The organism is Propioniciclava sinopodophylli (assembly GCF_004324755.1).
Classification (GTDB): domain Bacteria; phylum Actinomycetota; class Actinomycetes; order Propionibacteriales; family Propionibacteriaceae; genus Propioniciclava; species Propioniciclava sinopodophylli.
The window spans coordinates 1-21,433 of record NZ_SDMQ01000011.1 but is presented as its reverse complement, the minus strand read 5'-3'; the positions used below and the strand labels follow the sequence as shown (position 1 = coordinate 21,433).

General features: G+C 69.4%; 13 protein-coding genes, 1 tRNA gene and 2 pseudogenes. 11 read left to right on the top strand and 5 right to left on the bottom strand.

All coding sequences use genetic code 11. The features are described 5' to 3' along the window. Together recF and ET989_RS10985 are read left to right on the top strand one after the other, a co-directional pair. On the top strand, positions 1–1,176 hold the full coding sequence (recF, locus tag ET989_RS10990; protein WP_131168893.1) for a DNA replication/repair protein RecF: 1,176 nt from the start codon (positions 1–3) through the stop codon (positions 1,174–1,176). Continuing rightward, positions 1,169–1,690 carry a DciA family protein gene (locus ET989_RS10985; protein WP_131168891.1) on the top strand — a complete coding sequence of 174 codons (522 nt, stop codon included), beginning with the start codon at positions 1,169–1,171 and terminating at the stop codon, positions 1,688–1,690. The genes recF and ET989_RS10985 overlap by 8 nt, the downstream gene beginning before the upstream one ends. A 187-nt stretch (positions 1,691–1,877) precedes the next feature. Here the strand turns inward: ET989_RS10985 and ppsR are convergent, their stop codons facing one another. Next, positions 1,878–2,762, bottom strand: coding sequence for a pyruvate, phosphate dikinase/phosphoenolpyruvate synthase regulator (gene ppsR / locus ET989_RS10980; RefSeq protein ID WP_131168889.1), 885 nt, complete (start codon positions 2,760–2,762; stop codon positions 1,878–1,880). A 179-nt stretch (positions 2,763–2,941) separates the two neighbouring features. Here ppsR and ET989_RS10975 point away from each other — a divergent pair, with 179 nt between their 5' ends. From ET989_RS10975 to ET989_RS10945, 7 genes and pseudogenes are all read left to right on the top strand, one after another. Continuing rightward, positions 2,942–8,224 (top strand): DUF6531 domain-containing protein, encoded by a 5,283-nt coding sequence (locus ET989_RS10975; protein ID WP_131168887.1) that lies wholly within the window; start codon positions 2,942–2,944, stop codon positions 8,222–8,224. Next, positions 8,221–8,826, top strand: coding sequence for a hypothetical protein (locus ET989_RS10970; RefSeq protein WP_131168885.1), 606 nt, complete (start codon positions 8,221–8,223; stop codon positions 8,824–8,826). Before ET989_RS10975 ends, ET989_RS10970 begins: the two co-directional genes overlap by 4 nt. 285 nt (positions 8,827–9,111) lie before the next feature. Further along, positions 9,112–11,100, top strand: a pseudogene (gyrB, locus tag ET989_RS10965) (DNA topoisomerase (ATP-hydrolyzing) subunit B); the annotation flags it as partial. Between the two features lie 45 nt (positions 11,101–11,145). Then, complete coding sequence (gene gyrA / locus ET989_RS10960) at positions 11,146–13,965, top strand: DNA gyrase subunit A (protein WP_131168881.1); 2,820 nt, start codon at positions 11,146–11,148, stop codon at positions 13,963–13,965. Then, positions 13,958–14,434 (top strand): DUF3566 domain-containing protein, encoded by a 477-nt coding sequence (locus ET989_RS10955; RefSeq protein ID WP_165490136.1) that lies wholly within the window; start codon positions 13,958–13,960, stop codon positions 14,432–14,434. The genes gyrA and ET989_RS10955 overlap by 8 nt, the downstream gene beginning before the upstream one ends. 5 nt (positions 14,435–14,439) lie before the next feature. Continuing rightward, complete coding sequence (locus ET989_RS10950) at positions 14,440–15,042, top strand: CDP-alcohol phosphatidyltransferase family protein (protein WP_131168878.1); 603 nt, start codon at positions 14,440–14,442, stop codon at positions 15,040–15,042. A gap of 121 nt (positions 15,043–15,163) precedes the next feature. Continuing rightward, positions 15,164–15,240 (top strand) — tRNA-Ile (locus tag ET989_RS10945). Between the two features lie 108 nt (positions 15,241–15,348). On the opposite strand, the gene ET989_RS10940 is transcribed toward ET989_RS10945, so the two are convergent. From ET989_RS10940 to ET989_RS10930, 3 genes and pseudogenes are all read right to left on the bottom strand, one after another. Next, complete coding sequence (locus ET989_RS10940) at positions 15,349–17,742, bottom strand: DUF4268 domain-containing protein (RefSeq protein WP_206662318.1); 2,394 nt, start codon at positions 17,740–17,742, stop codon at positions 15,349–15,351. 13 nt (positions 17,743–17,755) lie between these two features. After that, positions 17,756–17,875: pseudogene (locus tag ET989_RS16010) on the bottom strand (hypothetical protein); the annotation flags it as partial. A 680-nt stretch (positions 17,876–18,555) separates the two neighbouring features. Next, on the bottom strand, positions 18,556–18,957 hold the full coding sequence (locus ET989_RS10930; RefSeq protein ID WP_131168876.1) for a heavy metal-responsive transcriptional regulator: 402 nt from the start codon (positions 18,955–18,957) through the stop codon (positions 18,556–18,558). A 55-nt stretch (positions 18,958–19,012) separates the two neighbouring features. Here ET989_RS10930 and ET989_RS10925 point away from each other — a divergent pair, with 55 nt between their 5' ends. Continuing rightward, positions 19,013–19,324: a thioredoxin family protein gene (locus ET989_RS10925; protein ID WP_131168874.1), complete on the top strand. Its 312-nt coding sequence runs from the start codon at positions 19,013–19,015 to the stop codon at positions 19,322–19,324. Next, entirely contained in the window at positions 19,324–20,676 is a 1,353-nt protein-coding gene (locus ET989_RS10920; protein ID WP_131168872.1) for a dihydrolipoyl dehydrogenase family protein, read from the top strand. Before ET989_RS10925 ends, ET989_RS10920 begins: the two co-directional genes overlap by 1 nt. Before the next feature lie 237 nt (positions 20,677–20,913). Here ET989_RS10920 and ET989_RS10915 read toward each other — a convergent pair whose 3' ends face one another. Next, on the bottom strand, positions 20,914–21,171 hold the full coding sequence (locus tag ET989_RS10915; protein WP_131168870.1) for a hypothetical protein: 258 nt from the start codon (positions 21,169–21,171) through the stop codon (positions 20,914–20,916). Positions 21,172–21,433: the final 262 nt, after the last annotated feature.

Below are 21,433 nucleotides of genomic sequence, written 5' to 3'. Positions count from 1 at the left end.
TTGTTCGTCACGCACCTGAGCCTGGCGGACTTCCGCTCCTGGGAGTTCGCCGAACTCACGCTCGCACCCGGCGTCACCACGCTGACCGGGCGCAACGGGCAGGGCAAGACCAACCTGGTCGAGGCCGTCGAGTACCTGGCCACCCTCGGGTCGCACCGGGTGGCGTCCGAGGCGCCGCTGATCCGGTTCGGGGCGCCGCGCGCGATTGTCCGGGCCCGCGTCCAGGCCGGCGCCGACGACCCCCGCTCCCTCGCCCTCGAGGTCGAGCTGCACGCGGGGCGTCCGAACAAGGCCTCGCTCAACCGTGGCCCGCTGCGCCGCGTCCGGGACATCCTGGGCGCCCTGCGCGTCGTGCTCTTCTCGCCCGAGGACCTCGCGCTCGTCAAGGGAGACCCCTCCGACCGGCGGCGCTTCATCGACGACCTGCTGACCCAGCGCTGGCCGCGCCTGGTGGGCGTCCGCTCCGACTACGAGCGCGTGTTGCGGCAGCGGTCGATGCTGCTGAAGTCCTTGTCCGGACGCCGTGGGTCGGCCTCCGCGGATGCCGCCGCGACGCTGGAGGTCTGGGACGACCAGCTCGCCGCCCTCGGCGGGGAGATCGTCGCCGCCCGCCTGCAGACGCTGGCCGAGATGGCGCCCCACGTCGCCGAGGCGTACCTCGCGATCGCGCCCAGCAACAACGACGCCGTCGTGTCCTACCGGTCGAGCTCGCTCGGGTTGGACCCGGCGCCGGGGGGGACCGAGGAGCACCCGATCCTGCAGGCCTCACCCGAGGAGATCGCCACGCACCTGAAGCAGCGGATGCTGGAGCGTCGCCACGAGGAGATCGCCCGCGGCGTCACGCTGGTGGGGCCGCACCGCGACGACCTGTTGTTGTCGTTGGGTCAGCTGCCCGCCAAGGGGTACGCCAGCCACGGGGAGTCGTGGTCGTTCGCCCTGTCGCTGCGGCTGGGCGCCTACGCGCTGCTGCGCAGCGACGGGGTGGAGCCGGTGCTGATCCTCGACGACGTGTTCGCCGAGCTGGACGAGATACGCCGCGAGCGTTTGGCCGAGCGCATCGCCGGTGCCGAGCAGGTGATCATCACCGCCGCCGTCCCCTCGGACGTGCCGGCCTCGCTCGCCGGCAGGCGCTGGCTCATCGACGCCGGGACTGTCAGGCTGGACGACGATGAGTGATCCCGACGACGAGGTGACCGACGAGGTCCCGTTCGACCCGACGGGGCTGGACCTGGCCCGCCAGATCGCGGCGGCGGCCGGACGTTCGATCGCGCCGGCGCAGAAGCCGGCCCCGCGGAAGAGGCCGGCGCCGCGGCGTACGGCGTCCGGCAAGGAGAAGGGGGATCCGCTCAGCCTGGGCGAGGCCCTGGAGAGCGTGATCGAGAATCGCGGCTGGGGCACCCAGGTGAACGTGCACCTGCTGCTGGGGCGCTGGCCCGAGCTCGTCGGCGACGCGGTGGCACAGCACTCGAAGCCGGAGGCGTACGTCGACCGGGTCGTGGTGGTGCGGACGTCCTCGACGAACTGGGCGGCGCAGCTGCGGCTGATGGCTCCCCAGATCGTCGCGAAGATGAACGCCACGCTGGGCGACGGCACAGTGAAGGCCGTGCGCATCCTCGGCCCGGAGGCGCCCAGCTGGCGCCACGGCCCGCGCACCGTGAAGGGACGCGGGCCGCGGGACACCTACGGCTGAGGCTTCACCGGCCCTCCGACGCCGACGCACATGCCCAGCATGACCACCAGGAACGGCAGGTCCGACAGTTGCACCTCGAAAGTGAATCTGCACCTGCTGGAGCGGGTGCAGATTCACTTTGGAGGAGCATGTGTGGTGGGGGTGGGCCATCGAGGCCCGCCGGCGCTCGCCCCTCAGTGACCCGGCATCACTCGCCGGGCAGCTCGCTGGTGATGTTGGCCGGCCGCCGCAGGGTGGACCCGAAGCGCTTGGCGCGTTCGGTGACGATGTCGATCACGCGCGCGGCGGATTCCTCCAACGCCATGTCGGTGGTGTTCAGCACCGCGCAGCCGAGCTTCCGGTGCAGGGCCTTCATGGCGTCCAGCTCGTCGTAGATGGCGAGCAGGTTGGTGTAGCCGTCCTTCATGCGGGCGTAGCCCTGACCCTTGACCCGCTCGGCGCGGACTTGCTGGAGCTTCTCGGCGTCCATCGTGAGGCCGACCAGGCGCCAGCGGTCGACGCCGAACAGCTCCGGCGGCGGGTCGATGCCGGGCACGATCGGAACGTTCACGACCTTGTAGCCGAGGTAGCCCAGGAAGATCGACAGGGGCGTCTTGCCCGAGCGCGACGGCCCGACGAGGCAGATGTCGCCCTCGTGCAGCGCCGAGGGCGCGACGCCGTCGTCGTTGCGGACGGCGAAGTCGATGGCCGCGATCCGCGTGAAGTAGTCGACCTCGACGCCGACGGGTCGCAGTGGGACGCGGTCCGGCTCGGTGCCGCTGATGGTGCGCAGGGCGGCCACGGCGTCCGTCATCAGGTCGGCGTACGGGACGCCCATCTCCGCGCACGCCTGCGCGGCGACCTTGGCCCGGTCGGCGCTCACGAAGGTGAACAGGACGGCGGTGGGACGCCCCTCCCGGGCGCGGACGGCGTCCAGCGCGGTGACGAGCGCCTCGGGGGTGGTCACCCGGCGGTGCCGGACGAGGGTGAAGTCACGAGAGGGGAACTGGGCGACCGCCGCCCGGGCGATGCGGGCCGCGGTCTCGCCGGTGGAATCCGCGATGAGGTGGATCTCGAGGTCGTCGTCCGTCATGCCCCCGACCCTTGCACGCCCATCAGCAGGTGCGCTCAAGAATCGGTCATGTTGCCCAGCGTCGCGGCCTGCGGTGTGCCCCTTCTGCCGTGCGGGGAGTGCTCCCCACCTCCCGACAAGGAGGATCGACACCTCGGCTGCTAGCGTCGGAGTCCCACCCCCGAGAGGACCTCATCACGATGGTCGACCCCCTGCACGGCATCGAGTCGGATGTTCGCTTCGACCACTCGGCGGCGCAGTCGCTCGCACGTTCCTGTCGCAACGCCGCCGACGCGATCGATGGCCAGGCGGGGTCTCGGTCGTCGTGGGTGAGCCACGGCATGGTCGACTTCGTCGGCTACTACTCCCAGCTGTTCCAGCAGAATGGGACGACGCAGGCGGGGGACGCCGAGCGCCTGGCCACGGCCCTGCGCGAGGTCGCCACCAAGGTCGACTACATGGCCGAGTGCGCCACCAAGGAGCAGGAGCGGCGGGTGGTCGCGCGCGAGTGGAAGCAGCGCCAGGAGGACCGCCACCTGGGCGAGCACATCGTCGACTTCTTCACCGGCGGCGAGCGCCCGCCGTTCGGGCCGCCGGACCCCGAGGAGCCGCAGTCCGTCCCGACCCCGCCTGCCCCGGCGCGCGACCCTCTCACCGGCTCGGGCGGATCGGGCACCTCGTCGGCCCGCCCGGCCCACCTGCGCACCTTCGCCTCCAACTCCGAGGGCGCGAACGATGCCCTCGCGTGGCGTCCGGGCACCCTGCGCGGCCACTACGACGACTTCGTCAGCGGGTGCGGGTGGGGAACCCTCAGCGCCGCCGGCGTCTTCACGGCCTTCGACAACTACCTCACCGCCAACGGGCAGGACGTCTTCTGGGCGAACACCGTCGCCGCGGCCTTCGAGGAGGCCGGGGGCGAGGGCGTCGTGACGATCCCCAACGCGAGCATCACGGCGGCCCTCCAGGCCAACGGGGTCGCCGCCACCCGTGACGACCTGGTCATCACGAGGCCGCAGGCCTACGGCATCGTGCCGAACTCGGGGTACGCCGACGACCCCGTCAACGCCGCAACAGGCAACTTCGTCGAGCCCGAGATCGACCTGCGCTTCACCGGCGGCGCGGCCACCCTGGCTTTCACCCGCCTCTACAACTCTTTGGACGACCGGGTGGGTGCCTTCGGCCCGGGATGGTCGTCCTGGACCGAGACCCGGCTGGCCTTCACCGACGAGCAGGCCCGGTGGACGCGGCAGGACGGCCGCCTGGTCGTGTTCCCCCGCCTGGGCGAGGCCTGGGACCGGGCGACCGTCGAGGCGTACTGGCTCGGTCGCGAGGGCGACGGGTACCGCATCACCGACAACGGCGGCGGCACCTGGGAGTTCGACGCGGCCGGGCAGCTCACGGCCCTGCACCGCGGGGCGGGCACGACGGTTCGTCTCGACTGGGGCGGCGGGCGCCTCCAGGGGCTCTCGCACGAGCGCGGCCGGGGCATCGAGCTGGTGTGGGAAGCCGACCGCGTGGTCGAACTGCGGGCCTCCGACGGCCGAGGCGTCCGCTACGCGTACGACCAGTCCGGCCGCCTCGTCGCGGTGACGACCGGGACCGGGACGCGACGCTACCGGTGGGACGCCGCGGGCCTGCTCGACCAGGTGACGGACGCCGACGGCGTCCATGAGGCCACCAACACCTACGATGCGACCGGCCGGGTGACGAGCCAGGTCTCCGCCCACGGTCGCGAATCCCGGTACCGCTACCTGCCCGGGCGCGTGACGGTCGTCGAGGATCCCGACGGCACGCGCGCCAACACGTGGATCCACGACCAGCACGCCCGCCTGGTCGGCGTGGTGGACGCCCACGGCGAGCGCCAGTCGACGGCCTGGGACAAGTACGGCCACCCCGTGATGTTCACCGAGCGGGACGGCTCCACCACCCTGCTGGGGTACGACGAGCGTTCGCGCCTGACCGCCCGCGTCTCCCCGACGGGCGCCCGCACCGACCACACGTGGGACGCCCACGACCGGCTCGTCGCGCTCACCCTCGAGAACGGCGAGGCCGTCGCCACGGTCGAGTACACCTACGAGGGGGACGACCGGACGCCGACCGCCGTCCGGGACGGTGAGGGGAACGTCACTCAGCTGCGGTGGGACGGCCAGTCGGTGGTGGGCATCACCGACCCCACCGGCCGCGAGATCGCGCTGGAGTACGACGATCACGGCGACGTGGTCGCGCTCGTCGACGGCGAGGGGAACCGGTCCGTCATCGAGCGGGACGCCGGGGGAAGGGTCACCGCCACGGTCACGCCCCTGGGGCATCGCACCGAGTTCGTCCACGAGGGGGAGAACCTGGTCGAGCGCCGCGACCCGGACGGCGCGGTGTGGCGGTTCGAGTACAGCGTGGGCGGTCGGATGGTCGCCTCCATCGACCCCTACGGTGCCCGCACGGTCATCGAGCACGACCCGCGCGCCATCACCACGACCGACCCGCTGGGCCGCCGCACGACCCAGGCGGTCGACGACATCGGCAACCTCGCCGCCCTGCGCCTTCCGGACGGATCCACCTGGCAGTACACCCACGACGCGCTGTCGCGGCTCGTGGCCGTCACCGACCCCGAGGGGCACCAGTGGTCGTGGGAGCACGACGTCAACGGCCAGGTGACCCGGGCGACGGACCCCACCGGTGTGGCGACCAGCCTCGACCGCAGCGTCGACCGCCGCGCCCTGGCCACCGCACACCCCGGCGGTTCCCGGCCGGACGACCTGCTGGTCACCGATCGCATCGGGCGCATCGAGTCCTTCTCGAGGGCCGGCTTCGGTTCCTACCTGACCCGGTACGACCTGCGCGGACTCCCGATCGAATTCCTGGGGCCGGACGGCTCCCTGACCGCCCTGGAGCGCGACGCGGCGGGTCGGCCGACGACGCTGCGCCGTCCGGACGGCTCCGTGACCCGCTACACCTACGACGGGGCCGGACGCCTCGCGTCGACGACGCTGCCCGATGGGGCCACGCACCGCTTCGTGTACGACGCGGACGGGCGCCCCACCGAAGAGGTCGACCCCATCGGCGCCATGACGCGCTACACCTACGACGCCTGCCGCAGGGTGACCAGCATCCAGGCCCCGGGCGAGGGCGCCCGCCGGTGGACCTATGACCTCGCGGGGCGCGTCGTCGCGATGCGCGACCGGATGTGGGGACTGCGCCGCTTCACCTACGACGCAGCCGGGCAGGTCGCCACGGCCACGAACGCCCTCGGGGGGGTCACCCGCTTCACCCATGACGCGCTCGGACGGACGGTGGGGATCACCCACCCCGACGGAGCGACGTGGACACACACGTTCAACGCCGCCGGGCGCTGCACCTCGCAGACCGACCCGGAGGGGAACACCGCCAGTGCCGAGTACGACGCCGCCGGCCGCGTGGTCGCCAACGTGCTGGCGACGGGGGAGCGCGTCGAGTACGGGTACGCGCCCGACGGGACGCTGGCCACCCTGGGGTCACCGGGCCGGACCGTCGCCGCGTTCCGGCGCGACGGGGAGTCCCGCACCCTGACCGTCCTCGACGACAAGGATCCGGGCGCCCGGGTCACCCACCGCCTGCGGTGGGACGCCCGGGGTCGTCTGGTCGAGCGCGCCCGCGACGCCCACGCGGTCCGGTGGACCTACGACGTGCTCGGCCGCTGCTCCTCGATGACGCGCCCCAACGGTGAGCGCACCACCTACGGGTGGGACGCCGCTGGCCGGATGGCCTGGGTCGAGGCGGACGGCGCGGGTCGCCTCGAGTTCAGCCGGGACGCCGCCGGGCGGGTCCTCGCCGCGACCAGCTCCGCCGGTACCCAGCAGTGGGCCTACACGGGCAACCTGGTCGTCTCACACACCGGCACCGCGAGGGGCGCCGAGGCCGTCACCACGGTCGAACGTGACGAGGACGGCCGGGTGGCGGCGGTCGTGCGCGACGGCGTCCGCACCGAGTACACCCACGACGCGGCCGGACAGCTCGTCGCCGCCCGCAGTGGCGACGACGTGCACACCTGGTCGTGGGACGCCGCGGGGCGCCTGGTCGCCGAGACCGCGGCGGGCCGGACGACCACCTACACGTACGGGCCGTCGGGGCAGCTGGCGACGCGCGAGACGGACGGGGTGGCCACCCACTACACCTACGACCGGGCCGGACGCCGCACCAGCGAGGTCGGGCCCGACGGGCGCATCGAGTTCACCTGGGGAGACCTCGGCTGGCTCACCTCGGTCACTGGCCCCCAGGGCCGCAGCGAGGTGCTGGTGGACGCCCTTGGCGAGCTGTCCCGGGTCGACGACGTCGACGTCTTCTGGGACACCGCACGCCAGCCCGGAGCCCCCGTCCAGGTGGGTTCGGATTCGGTCACGCGGGCGGCCGGCTCGGTGGCCGGCCACGACCAGTGGCTCCCCTCGGGGTGGCGCGGCGTGCGCGGCGACGCCCCCGACCCGTGGGAACCGGGCAGCGCGGACGCCCTCGGTGGCGGCCTGACCCTGGGTCCCGCTGGCGAGGTGGTGCTCGGCGGGCTGGAGTGGCTGGGCAAGCGGGTCCACGATCCCGCCACCCGCAGCTTCCTGAGCCGGGATCCGCTCGACCCCGTCTTCGGCAGCGGCTGGAGCGGAAACCCGTACAGCTACGCGGGCAACAACCCCCTCCACGCCCTGGACCCCACCGGGTTGTCGCCGCTGACCGACCAGCAGCTCACGGACTGGATCACGGCGTACGACGCCCAGCACGCGCAGAGCGTGGCCATGTTCGTCGGGGGAGCCCTGCTCGTGGCCGGAGCAGTGGCCTTGACGATCGCCGCCGGTCCGGCGGCCCCCCTGGTCGCCACCATGCTGATCGGCTCGGTCGGCAGCATGGGCGCGGACCTCATCCAGCAGTCCTTCTCCGGTGAGCCGTTCGACCCGCTGTCGTTGGGCCTGTCCGCCGTCACCGGGCTCATCCCGGGATCTTTCGGCGGGAACGTGTGGGCCCGCGTGGGTTCGGGTGCGGCCATCGGCGGCGTGACGAACGCCGGGTCGACGGCCTTGACCGGGTGGATCACCGGGGATCCGGCGTCGTGGCAGGACATCGGCATCTCCGCCCTCTGGGGCGTCGGCTTCGGCGGCGTCTTCGGTGGGGTGGACCACCTGGCCAGCAACGTGTTCGGCAACTCCGGTGGCCCCGACACGCCGAACACGGCGCCCGCTCCCGCGGTCGAGGCGCCCGACATCCCGGCGGTCCAGGCCGCGGAGGCCGTCGTCACCGCTCCGGCGCCGACCGTCACCCCGACGGCCCCCGTGGCCGTCCCGACGGCACCGACCGCGCCGCCGGCCCCCTCGCCGCTGCTGCTGGAGCCGCCCGCCCCGTCGCTGCTGGTCCCAGAGCCGCCCGCGGGGATGTCCCAGACGCCGGGTGGGCTCTACGTGTTCGACGACCCGCCGGGGTTCGACACGTCGCCGGGTGGCCTGCTCGTCCCGGCCGGGAGTGCGGGATGACCACGGGCGTCCCCGACGGTTTGACCCGCGCCCCCGAGCCGGTGCGGCGCCTGGCCCGCGCGGTGGTCGAGCGCGGGTACGCCTGGTACCCGGTGGAGATGACCTCACCCGGCTGGGGCGACCGCCTGTACGGCGCCCGCACGCACATCGGTGAGGTGCGCATCTGGTCGCACCGCCTGTCGTGGGGGGTCACGCTCGGGGCCCCCGGCATGCCCGTGTTCGTGGACGCCGGCGTCTGGCAGGCGTGCCGTACGGGGGAGGTGCTGGGGATGGCCCGTCCCCCCATCGCGGAGCAGGTGGCCTGGCTGGAGGAGCTGTTGGCCTCGCCGTCGTTGCCACCGTATGAGGTCGAGTGCCTCACCCGTCTGGAACGGGAGCGGCGCGAGCAGCCCCCGGCGTACACCGGCCTGCCGCTGGCCATCATCCTCATCACGTCGATCAGCCTCATCGTGGCGATGGCCTGGGCGAGCCTGGCCCTGGACATGGTGGGGCTCCGCGTCATGGCCGCGGGTGCCTTCGCGGCGCTGCTGGGCTGGCTGCTGCGTCCTGTCGCGGCCCACCGCGCCGCCCGGCGGGCGCGGCAACGGCGCGAGGAGGGCTGACCGGACGCGGAAAGCGTCTGGCGTCCCGTGACCCCCCGGACCCATACCGGGGGTCGGAAATGGGGGGGCCGAGGCGTCCAAACGGCCGTTTTAGGCCGCACACGGGCAAATTTCCGCTCACGAAGCACGGGTTTTGCGGGCCTTCCTAGTAGGATGGTGGAGTTCAAGGGTCGCCGCCCCGCACTCACTGTCGAGGGCGGCGTCCGCGTGCAAGGAGATGTGAAGTCTGTGACGGACACGAACCAGTCGACGCCCCGCAACGGTTCCTCGCACTCGGTGGAGGCGGGCGTCTACGACGCCAGTGCCATCACGGTGCTCGAGGGCCTCGAGGCGGTGCGCAAGCGCCCCGGCATGTACATCGGTTCCACCGGTGAGCGCGGCCTGCACCACCTCGTCTACGAGATCGTCGACAACTCTGTCGACGAGGCGCTGGCCGGGTACGCGGACCTCATCACGGTCGAGTTGTTGCCGGGCGACGGCGTCCGGGTCACCGACAACGGCCGTGGCTTCCCGGTGGACATCCACCCCAAGGAGAAGATCCCGGCCGTCACGTTGGCGTTGACCGTGCTGCACGCCGGCGGCAAGTTCGGCGACGGCGGCTACAAGGTCTCCGGCGGCCTGCACGGCGTGGGCGCCTCCGTGGTGAACGCGCTGAGCGACACGTTCCAGGTCGACGTCCGCCGCGACGGCTACCACTGGCGCCAGGAGTTCAGCCTCGGCGTCCCCGACTACGACCTGCAGCGCCTCGAGCCGCTGGCCGACGACGACGAGGTCGGCACCACGGTCACGTTCCACGCGTCGCCGACGATCTTCGAGACCACGCACTACAACTGGCAGACGCTCGCCACCCGGTTCCGCGAGATGGCCTTCCTCAACAAGGGCCTCACCATCAAGCTCATCGACGCGCGCCCGACCCCGACCAACGACGGCGAGGACGAGCTCGCCGACTTCGTCGACGACGTGGACGGCCACGACGAGGAGATCGTCTTCCACTACGACGACGGCCTCATCGACTACGTGAAGTACCTGACCGGCAACAAGGACACGATCCACCCGACCGTGATCGCGATCGACGCCGAGAACCCGGCCGACAAGCTGTCGCTCGAGGTCGCCATGCAGTGGAACAGCTCGTACTCCGAGAGCGTCCACACGTTCGCCAACACCATCAACACCCACGAGGGCGGCACGCACGAGGAGGGCTTCCGTGCGGCGCTGACCAACACCGTGAACCGGTGGGGCGAGACGTGGGGGATGATCAAGAAGAAGGAGGACCGGCCCAGCGGCGACGACATCCGCGAGGGCCTGACCGCGATCATCTCGGTCAAGCTGGGCGAGCCCCAGTTCGAGGGCCAGACCAAGACCAAGCTGGGCAACACCGAGGCCAAGAGCTTCGTGCAGAAGGTCGTCAACGACCTGCTCGGCGACTGGTTCGAGAAGAACCCTTCCGAGGGGAAGGACATCATCCGCAAGGCGCAGGCCGCCTCGGCCGCCCGCCTGGCCGCGCGCAAGGCGCGCGACATGGCGCGCAGCCGCAAGGGGCTGCTCGGGTCGACCTCCCTGCCGGGCAAGCTGGCCGACTGCTCGAGCCGCAACCCGGTCGAGTGCGAGGTCTTCATCGTCGAGGGTGACTCCGCCGGCGGTTCGGCCAAGGGTGGGCGCGACCCGCGCACCCAGGCGATCCTGCCGATCCGCGGCAAGATCCTCAACGTCGAGAAGGCGCGCCTGGACCGCATCCTGGCCAACAAGGAGGTCGAGGCGATCTTCAACGCCCTCGGCACCGGCTTCTCCGACGACTTCGACATCGATCGCCTGCGCTACCACAAGATCGTGCTGATGGCGGACGCCGACGTCGACGGCGCGCACATCCGCACCCTGCTGCTCACGCTGCTGTTCCGCTTCCTGCGACCGCTGATCTCGGCGGGCCACGTGTACCTCGCCCAGCCGCCGCTGTTCCGCCTCCGGTGGACCAACGCGCCGCACGAATTGGCCTACTCCGACGAGGAGCGGGACGCCCTGCGCGACGCCGGCCAGGCCGCAGGCAAGAAGCTGCCCAATGTGAACCCGATCCAGCGGTACAAGGGCCTGGGCGAAATGGACGCCGAGGATCTGTGGAACACGACCATGGACCCCAGCCAGCGCACGCTCGCGCAGGTGACCCTCGAGGACGCCGCGGCGGCCTCCGACATGTTCAGCATCCTGATGGGGGAGGACGTCGAGCAGCGCAGGAGCTTCATTCAGCGCAACGCCAAGGACGTCCGGTTCCTCGACATCTGACCAACGGGTCCCTGAGCTCGTCGAAGGGACAAGGAGAGACAAACCATGAGTGACACGCCCACCTCGCCCGGCACGCCCAACGAGCCGGAGGCCCAGGACCCCCCGGTGTCCCCGGACTCGCCGCCGGAGGTCAGCGACGCGATCAACGAGCAGCTCGACAAGCACGACGCGTTCACGCCCGACCCGGGTGAGCGTCCGGTCGCGGCCGTCGCGTCCGACAAGGACGCCATCGTCGAGTTGAGTGGCAAGGTCGAGGAGATCGACCTCAACGAGGAGATCCAGAAGAGCTACCTCGACTACGCCATGAGCGTCATCGTCGGGCGCGCGCTGCCCGACGTGCGCGACGGCCTCAAGCCGGTCCACCGCCGCGTGCTCTACACGATGTACGACGGCGGCTACCGACCCGACCGTGGCTGGAACAAGTGCTCCCGCATCGTCGGTGACGTCATGGGCAAGTACCACCCGCACGGCGACACTGCGATCTACGACACCCTCGTCCGCCTCGCGCAGCCGTGGGTGATGCGGCACAAGCTGGTCGACGGCCAGGGCAACTTCGGCTCGCCCGGCAACGACGGCGCGGCCGCCATGCGGTACACGGAGTCGAAGATGAACCCGCTGGCCATGGAGATGGTCCGCGACATCGACGAGAACACCGTCGACTTCCAGCCCAACTACGACAACAAGGACACCGAGCCGACCGTCCTGCCGGCCCGGTTCCCGAACCTGCTCGTCAACGGCTCGACCGGCATCGCGGTCGGCATGGCCACCAACATCCCGCCGCACAACCTCATCGAGGTCAACGGCGCCGTGCAGTGGATGCTGGCGCACCCCGAGGCGTCCAAGGAGGAGAACCTCGCCGCCTGCTTGCAGCACATCCAGGGGCCCGACTTCCCCAACGGGGCGCTCATCGTGGGCCGCAAGGGCATCGAGGACGCCTACCGGACGGGTCGCGGCCTGGTCACCATGCGCGCGGTCATCGAGATCGAGGAGGACAGCAAGGGTCGCACCTCGCTCGTCGTCACCGAGCTGCCGCACATGTGCAACCCCGACAACCTGGCGCTCAAGATCGCCGAGCTCGTGAACTCGGGGCGCCTGACGGGCATCGCCGACATCCGCGACGACTCGTCCGCGCGCACCGGCCAGCGCCTCGTGATCGTGCTGAAGCGGGACGCCCAGCCGCGCGTGGTGATGAACAACCTGTACAAGTTCACCCCGCTGCAGGACACGTTCGGCTGCAACATGCTCGCCCTGGTCGACTCGGTGCCACGGACGCTGCGCATCGACCAGTTCCTGGGCTACTGGCTCCGCCACCAGGTGCAGGTCATCCAGCGCCGGACGCAGTTCCGCCTCGAGAAGCTCGAGCAGGACGCCCACCTGCTGCGCGGCCTGGTCAAGGCCCTCAACATGCTGGACGAGGTCATCGCGCTGATCCGCGCGAGCCGCACCGCCGAGGACGCCCGCGAGGGCCTGAAGTCGCTGCTCGACATCGACGACGACCAGGCCAACAACATCCTGAACACGCAGCTGCGGCGCCTGGCGGCGATGGAGATCCAGAAGATCGTCGAGCGCCTCGCCGAGATGGAGCGGCAGATCGAGGACCTGAAGGACATCCTCGCCAAGCCGGAGCGCCAGCGGGAGATCATCTCCACCGAGCTGCAGGAGATCACCGACAAGTACGGCGACGAGCGCCGCACGCGCATCATCGCCGCCGACGGCGACCTCTCGGACGAGGACTTCATCCCCGACGAGGACATGGTCGTCACCATCACCTACGGCGGCTACGTGAAGCGGACGCGCTCGGACCAGTACCGCGTCCAGAGGCGTGGCGGCAAGGGCGTCCGTGGGGCATCCCTGCGGTCGGAGGACGAGGTGCAGCACCTGTTCACGGCCTCGTCGCACCACTGGCTACTGTTCTTCACCAACTTCGGACGCGTCTACCGCACCAAGGTGTGGCAGCTGCCCGAGGCGTCCCGGGACGCCAAGGGCGGCCACGTCGCCGGCCTGCTGTCGTTCCTGCCAGACGAGCGCATCGCGTCCGTCCTGACGATCCGGACGTACGAGGACAAGCCGTACCTGCTGCTGGCCACCAAGCGCGGCCTGGTCAAGAAGACCGACCTGTCGGCCTACGACAGCTCGCGCCAGGCGGGCCTCATCGCCGTGAACTTCCGTGAGGAGGACGACGAGCTCATCGGCGCGGCCATCTGCTCGATCGAGGACGACGTGCTCCTGGTGTCGAAGAAGGGGCAGGCGATCCGGTTCCGCGCCGACGACAGCCAGCTGCGGCCGATGGGCCGGGCGACCTCCGGCGTGACGGGCATGCGGTTCCGTCAGGCCCCGGGCGACTCCGTCGCCGGAGACGATCGCGGCGGCGACGAACTGCTGTCGATGGCCGTCATCGACGCCGACACCCCCGAGGACGACCGCTTCGTCTTCACGGTCACCGACGGCGGCTTCGCCAAGCGGACGGCCGTGTCCGAGTACCGCCTGCAGGGCCGTGGCGGGCTGGGCATCAAGGCCATGAAGCTGAACGAGGACCGCGGGTCCCTGGTCGGCGGCCTGGTCGTGAGCGAGGACGACGAGGTGATAGCGATCAAGCAGTCCGGGCAGGTGATCCGGTCGTCCGTCTCGGATGTCCCGGCCAAGGGTCGCGACACCATGGGCGTCAAGTTCGTGGGCCTGACTGGTGACGACACCGTCACCGTCATCGCGCTCTACCCGGAGCCGGAGGAGCCGGAGGTGGCCGAGGCCGGTGCCGACGCGCAGGTCGCCGAGGCGGCGGACGCGACGGAGGGCGCTGCAGCGGCTACCGTTGATGCACCGGACGCCACGGATGGCGTCCCGGGCGAGGAGGACTCCGGTGACTGACACCCAGCGACAGGAATGGGAGACGGCGTCCGGCATGAGGCTGGGGCCGGCGCCCGACAGTACGCCGGTCAGTGACACGCGTCCGCGGACGAGCACCCGCACCCGCCGCGCCCGCCTGCGCATCTCGCGCGTCGACCCGTGGTCGGTGATGAAGACGTCGTTCCTGTTCTCGATCGCCGCCGGGATCATGATGTGGGTCGCGGTCTACGTGCTGTGGACGCTCATCGGGGCGTCCGGGATGATCGAGGCCATCAACGGCGTGCTCACCACGCTCCTGAGCAACGACCAGGACCAGAGCCCGTTCCGCGTGGAGGACTTCGTCAACACCAACAAGGTGATGGGCTTCACCACCCTGTTCGCGGTGGTGAACGTCGTCATCCTCACCGCGCTGGGCACGATCTTCGCGTTCCTGTACAACCTGTCCGCTGGCATCCTGGGCGGTCTGGAGCTCACCCTCGCCGAGGACTGAGCCGGATGCCCGAGCCTGTCGAAGGCGGGACGCCCAAGGCCCAACTGACGCCCGACGAGCCGTTGCGCCCGTGGACGATCCCGAACGCGGTGACGCTGCTGCGCCTGCTGCTGCTCGTCCCGGTGTGCTGGCTCATCTGGACGGGGGCCCAAGGCTCGTGGATCCCGGTCGTGCTGCTAGCGGTGTGGGCCTCGACGGACTGGGTGGACGGCCTGCTGGCCCGGTTGCTCGACCAGCGCTCGAAGCTCGGCGAGTGGCTCGACCCCTTCACCGACCGCCTCGGCATCTGGGGCCTGGCGTTGACGCTGTCGATCTCGGGTGTCATCGGCTGGTGGGTGCTGGGCATCATCGTGGTCGTCGACATGATCGTTGCTGTTTCGGCGGCCAAGGCGGCCCGGGCCGGTGCGCTGGGCGTGAGCTGGATCGGCAAGTCCCGCACCGCCGTCCTGTTCGTCGCCGTGCTGCTGGTCGTCATGGGCGCCACCGTGTGGCCGGCGGCGGACGTGATCGGCCAGGTGCTCCTGGTCGTCGGGGTGGTGCTGCACGTCATCGCGGCGCTGGGCTACATCACCAAGGCCCAGCGCCACCGCCAGTCGCTGCGCGCCTGACGCCGACAGCCTGTGTTCGCTGCGTCGACAGCCTGCTTCCGTGCGGCGATCGGGTTGCGGGACTCGATTTGAGCAGCCCGCCGCCCGGGCGCTAGAGTGTCTCCCCGGTGCACCGCACAGCGGGCCTATAGCTCAGACGGTTAGAGCGCTGCCCTGATAAGGCAGAGGTCACTGGTTCAAGTCCAGTTAGGCCCACCACGAAAAACCCCCTCCCACTAGGGCAGGGGGTTATGGTTGCCCACTCCCGCGGATTTCGTTTCCCAACACGTGCCCAACACGTGCCCAATTGTGTCAATTACACATCGATCAGGCGTGGCGTGCGTGGAGGACTCGAACGAAGTCATCGGCCGTCCGTACGAGCCATTGCACCAGCAGGTCTGCCTGCTCCGGGTCCCGGAAGTCACCGGGGCGCTCATGGATGATGCGGCTGGCCTTCTTGTCTGGTTGCTCCCGCCACTCCACGGCGTAGCCGAGGTCGCGCTCTATTTCCTGCCTCTGGTTGTGCAGCGCGTGGAACTGGTCCTTGCCTCCTTCGATGTACGCCTCCACGTACACCCTGCTCTTCGTGGTGTTGACGACGAGGTTCACCCCCGGGGTGAGCACAGCGGGGTGGACGGGATACCAGTGTCGGCGACCTGGCGATCGGTGAAAGGAAGCGTGCGTGGCATGCTGGCGGCCCCACTCCTGCACCGACTCCCAGAACGCGACCTGCTGGACGCCCAGAGCTGTTGGATCCGTGGTTGTCTTTCGTGCCTGCCGACGGCGGCGCCTCCTCAAGGTGGACGCATCGATGTCCAGCCCCATCCCGGCCGCCAGTTCAACGGCGTCCATGAACTGCTCCGGGTCGGCACGACCCGCCACGTCGACGTCGACCCCCTCCGCACGGAGCAGGTCACGAGGGTCATCTGTGCGGTGCTGGTCGGTCCAGCGGAACTGCGCCCAGACGGTTCCTCCCGACTGCAGCACTCGCCACGGATTGGGCATCGGATGGTTCGCGATCGCGGATCCCACCGGGACAGGATGACTGCCCACCACCACCGCCACTTCGCCATAGGTGGTCCACCGCCCGGACGGGATCCCCGCCAGCACAGTGGCGACGTCCACACGCAGTTCCGTCTCCCGGTCACGGACCCCAACGAGCTTTTCGTTGGGGCCAGGCCACAGGTCGATGATGCGCTCCGCCAATGCCTGCCCGCGATCGGTGATCTCGCTGGCACCCCACGTCGGATGCTCCGCGATCGTCTGGTTCATCCGCACGCCGCTTTTGGCAAGCATCGTGCGCTTGTCCGAGAACGGCCGGTTGCTCAGCTCGCTGTTGTACCCGGTCAGCGTGAGGTTCCCCAGCGTGTGGACCAGGCGCTCGTGCTCGAACGCCACCTCCGCTTCTGCTGGCAAGGTTGCGCCGAACTCGGTGCGCACGGCGTCCGTCAGGGTTTGCGGCAACACGTGCTCGATGGTGAGCTGCCTGGCATCGACCGGCTCCTTCGGACGCAGGGACTCCTCGAGCCACAGCAGGATGAGCTTCTTCTGGGACGCCCGCCCCTGCCAGTAGAACGGAACGGTTGTCACGGACTCTCGCACCTGGGCGTCCGTCGCGAAGTGCTTGCGCCCCTCCGACAGGTTATCCCGCAACGCCGCCTCGACGTCGGACGCGCCGCTGATCGCGCCCACCGCCTGCAAGAGCGTCCGGTTCAAACCGGCGGTCGCCCGGCCGATCACGATCCTGCGCACGAAATACGACTCCAGATAGCTGAGCGTCGCGATGACCTTCTCGTCCGGGACGCGCCCAGCGGCCCGCTGCGCCAGCACCTGCATCACAATCGGGTACGCGGTCGTGGACCCCCAGGCCCGAATGCGTTCGAGCCGCTTCCGTAGGGCCTGGTTCTGCTCGCGTTCGGGCTTGAGGATGGTCGCCAGCACGTCGCCGAGCCTGGCGATTCGCCGGATCTCCGCCTCGACCTCCGCCGGCGTGGTCAGCGTGTCGAATCGGCGTTGCTGCCCCACGTAGGTGTCCGACTGCTTGGCCTTCTCGTCGCTCTGCACCAGATCCAGCCAGAACAACAACTCCAGGTTCTCCGAACCGAGCTTGTCCTCCAAGGGACGCCACAGCGCCTCGTATACCTCCTCCGCACGATCACCCAGACGCATGAACAGGTGGTTCTTCAGCAGATCCGACTGGGTGAGCCGCAGTCCGGTGTTGTTGAGCGACTCGAAGATCCGGTGCGCGTTGTCGCCCGCCTCCGCTGTCACCGCGACCAGGGCGAGTCCACGGAGCACGGCGTTCTCGATGGCCGCGATGTCGTGGGGATCCTCGGGATCGTCGATCTCGGCCAGCTTCACGCGGAAACGACGGTACGCCGCACCCACGGCGTCCTCGCCACCTGCCTCCGCGCTCGCACGCACGATCGCCAGGTACGCCGATCGGTCGGCCTGCGTCGGCACCAGCTTGGGAGGCTTGCCGGCCTCGTACGTGTTCACGAGGTACTGGGCATCGATCCGGTCGCGGTGCTCCTGGCCGTCGGACTCTGACAGATGATCGCGGATCGAGGCCAGCAGGATCGACAAGGTCGTGAGCCGCTGCTGACCGTCGACGACCAGGAACTTGTGGACGCCGACCACCCCGTTGTCGGGGCTGGCCGCCAGTACCAGCGACCCGATGAAGTGGGTGGGCGCCCCCCCCGGCCCGACGTGCCTCGGCAATCTCGATCAGGTCGTCCCACAACTGGTCGATCTGCTTGGGCCCCCACGAGTACACGCGCTGGTACAGCGGCACCTGGTACTGCCGCTTCCCCTCGAGGATGCCCTCGAGGTTGGTCTCGTTCGCCTTCACCATGCCACTCCTCCGGAAATCTTCGTTCATCCTGCCCTGTGGAGCAGGCAGGCGAAGGGAGCATCCCCGAGGCCGGTCAGTACTCGGTGCCGCGCTCGTCAAGGCCCGCTGTCGACACCTGGCCGGCCGGGAGTCGAGGCCGGACGGCTCATGGGGCCGGGTCGTGGTCGGCCGGGACGCGGAGGCGGTCGAGGTGCTCAAGGCCGCCCGGTTGCTGAAGCAGGCTTACACGTCCGAGAAGCCTACTCCGGCCCGCGGGACGGCTCGGGGGACGTGATCGCCCACTCACACAGGAAGCGGGTGACCTCGGAGGGGGTGAAGCACGCGCCGCGCGCCTTCCGCAGCTCAGCGGAATCGCCAGCCAACTCCATCGTCACATCACCCTCCCGAAGTCCACCCTACCGACGAGAGACTCCACCGCTGGTCTGACAATCCGTGAGGAGGGCCTGCTGATGACCAACCCGCTTGGCGGGCGGTCCCGAGGACGCCCCCCGGAAGCCCGATGACCCACAGCCCTCACCTCATGGTCGTGATCTCACTCAACTGCCCATGTGGGGACGTCGAGGTCAACGGTCGTGACCGCACGCACGTGCTTGATGCCGAATGGCGGATGTCTGGACCGGCCGTAGCGAGCGTTGGGCTTCGCTGGAGAGCCTCGTCTGTGCTTTGTCCCCGTCGAGGGCCTACTTCGCTGAGGAGAGTATGTGGCAGATGTCGTCGTCTTCGCAGTCGGCGGGATCGAGCAGCTCACTGTGGTCGCGGAGTGCTTCGAGCTCGGTTTGCAGCGCGGCAAGTTGTTTGATCCGTGCACGGACGTCAGCGAGCTTGGTGTCGATGAGCGTAACCACGTGCGCGCAGGGCAGGTGCCCGTCGTCGCGAAGGGCGATGATGGTGCGAATCTCGGACAGTGTCAGCCCGGCGGCCTGGGCCACGTTGATGAAGCGCAACCGGGCGAGCATGGCCTCGTCGTAGACGCGGTACCCGTTGGCGCCTCGTTCGGCGTCCGGCAACAGGCCCCTGCGCTCATAGAACCGCACGGTCTGGCACGTCACCCCGGCAATGTCGGCAAGCTCACCGATCAACATGTCATCCCTCTTAACGCTTGACCTTCTACCACGGTACAAGGTCTAGCGTCGCACCATGAACGTCTCTCTGTTGTACTTCGATGACTGCCCCAACTGGAAGGTCGCCGACCAGCGACTTGCAGCGATCGCCAACGAACGCCCCGATATCGTGGTGACGCGACTCCGCGTCGAAACGCTCGAGGAGGCGGAGCGGCTGGGGTTCCACGGCTCGCCGAGCATCCTGGTCGAGGGCGTCGACATCTTCGCCAAACCCGGCGACGGGGTCGGGTTGTCCTGTCGGCTCTACAGCACACCCGATGGGCTGGCGGGGGCGCCCACGATGCAGGAACTCCGGGCTGCGCTCGGCGTGGCCGAGGTGCTGTCCTGATGACGCGCAGCTATGACTTGATCGTGATCGGTGCAGGCATGGCCGGCGTCGCGGCGGCGAACAAGTGCGCTTCCGCGGGCTGGAGGGTCGCGATCGTCGACGCGCTTCCCTACGGCGGCACCTGTGCGCTTCGAGGGTGCGACCCGAAGAAGATCCTGCGTCGCGGGGCCGAGATCATCGACAGCGCCCGACTGATGCGGGGCAAGGGAATCGACGACGCCGGCTTGTCGATGAACTGGGCCGATCTGATCAAGCACAAGCACGGCTTCACCGACCCGGTCCCGCGAAACATGGAGGACAGCCTTTCGGGCAACGGTGTGGACACGCTCCACGGGCAGGCGCGGTTCACGAACGCGCACACCATCGCGATTGACGGCAGGTCCTACGACGCAGCTCACTTCCTGATCGCCGCGGGCGCCCGTCCACGGCCGCTGGACTTTCCCGGTCACGAGCATCTGGTCGACAGCACCGCCTTCATGGACCTTCCAGCGCTGCCACGTAGGATCTTGTTCGTCGGTGGTGGCTTCATCTCGTTCGAGTTCGCTCACATCGCGGCGCGGGCGGGCAGCACCCCGGTCATCCTCGACCGCGGGCCGCGGCCGCTCAAGGCGTTCGACCCCGACCTCGTAGAGCTCCTCATCAACCGCGGCGCCGAGGCCGGGATCGAGCTGTGGCGCTCCACCACGATCACCTCAATCGAGAAGTCCGGTGGCGGTTACCAGGTCAGCTTGGCACGATCCGGCCGACCCGAGGACGTGGAGTTCGACCTCATCGTGCACGGTGCGGGCCGGATCCCCGAACTGTCCGGCCTCGACCTCGACGCCGCCGGAGTCGAGTGGGACGAACAAGGAGTGCGGGTAGCGGCTCACCTGCAGAGCACCAGCAACGCCGCGGTCTACGCCGCCGGCGACGCGGCCTACACCCCCGGGATGCCACTGACCCCAGTCGCAGTGATCGAAGCCAAGGTCGCGGCCTCCAACATGCTCAAAGCCACCACGACCGTCCCCGACTACACGGGTATCCCCACAGCGGTGTTCACGATCCCCGAACTCACTCGAGTTGGGATGCTCGAACAACAAGCCCGAGACCAGGGCATCGACGTCGACGTCCGCTACCGCGACACCAGCGGCTGGTACTCCAACTACCGCATCGGTGAGACCACCGCGGCCACCAAGATCCTCATCGACCGATCCACGGATCGGATCGTCGGCGCACACCTGCTCGGCCCGGAGTACGGCGAACTGGTCAACTTCTTCGGCCTCGCCATGAAGCTCGAACTGACAACCCATCAACTGAAATCGATGACCGCCGCCTACCCCACCGTAGGATCAGATGTCGGCTCGATCCTCTGACCTAAAGGAGGCCTTGGTGGTCGCGGAGAAGTTCGGACCCAGGCAGCCCAACCACAGGAGAGAACCGGTTGGGTCGGAAGCGACACACGGCCGGCGTCTCGATCCTCCCGTTGAACATCCTGTATTGCCGCTGTGCGCGAGGGTAGCCTGTCGGCTTTCCGGTACCCAAGGCGCACACCCGCTCTTGCCGCCAGCCCTGTGGCCGGAGAACGTCGCACGATGGGCGACGTCCACGGGCTACGCCTCCACGTGGCCCCGGTGGGCTGGCTTCTTGCGCGCCAGCCAGAACCCGAGGATGGCTCCACTCAAGCCGCCGATCACTGCGCCGACTCTCGCCCCGATGTTCCCAGTGGCGATGTACCCGCGCGCTCCTTCGAACTCGAAGTCCGAGAAGTAGTTACCACCGATCTGGATTCCGGTGATCAACCCAATAACGAGACCCACCAACGCCAACAGTCCTGCTCCGATCAAGGCGCCCACGACCCCGCGTGCCATCTTCTCTCCTCACGACCAGAGACGAGCCAGAGCGTCAACGACGCCGCGCATCATCCCCAGTGTGTCCATGGTCACTTGCCTCACTGGGTCGGTCAATATCCCCATCCTGTCGGGCAGCGACCAACATCCGCTCTTGCCGCTGCGAGCGTGTGGTCAGAGGTGGAGGTGCAGGCGCAGGGCGTCGTCGAGTTGGGTCAGCAGGTGGGTGGGAATCCGGCCAGTGACGGGGCCGATGCGTTCCACCGAGACCGAACGAACTTGT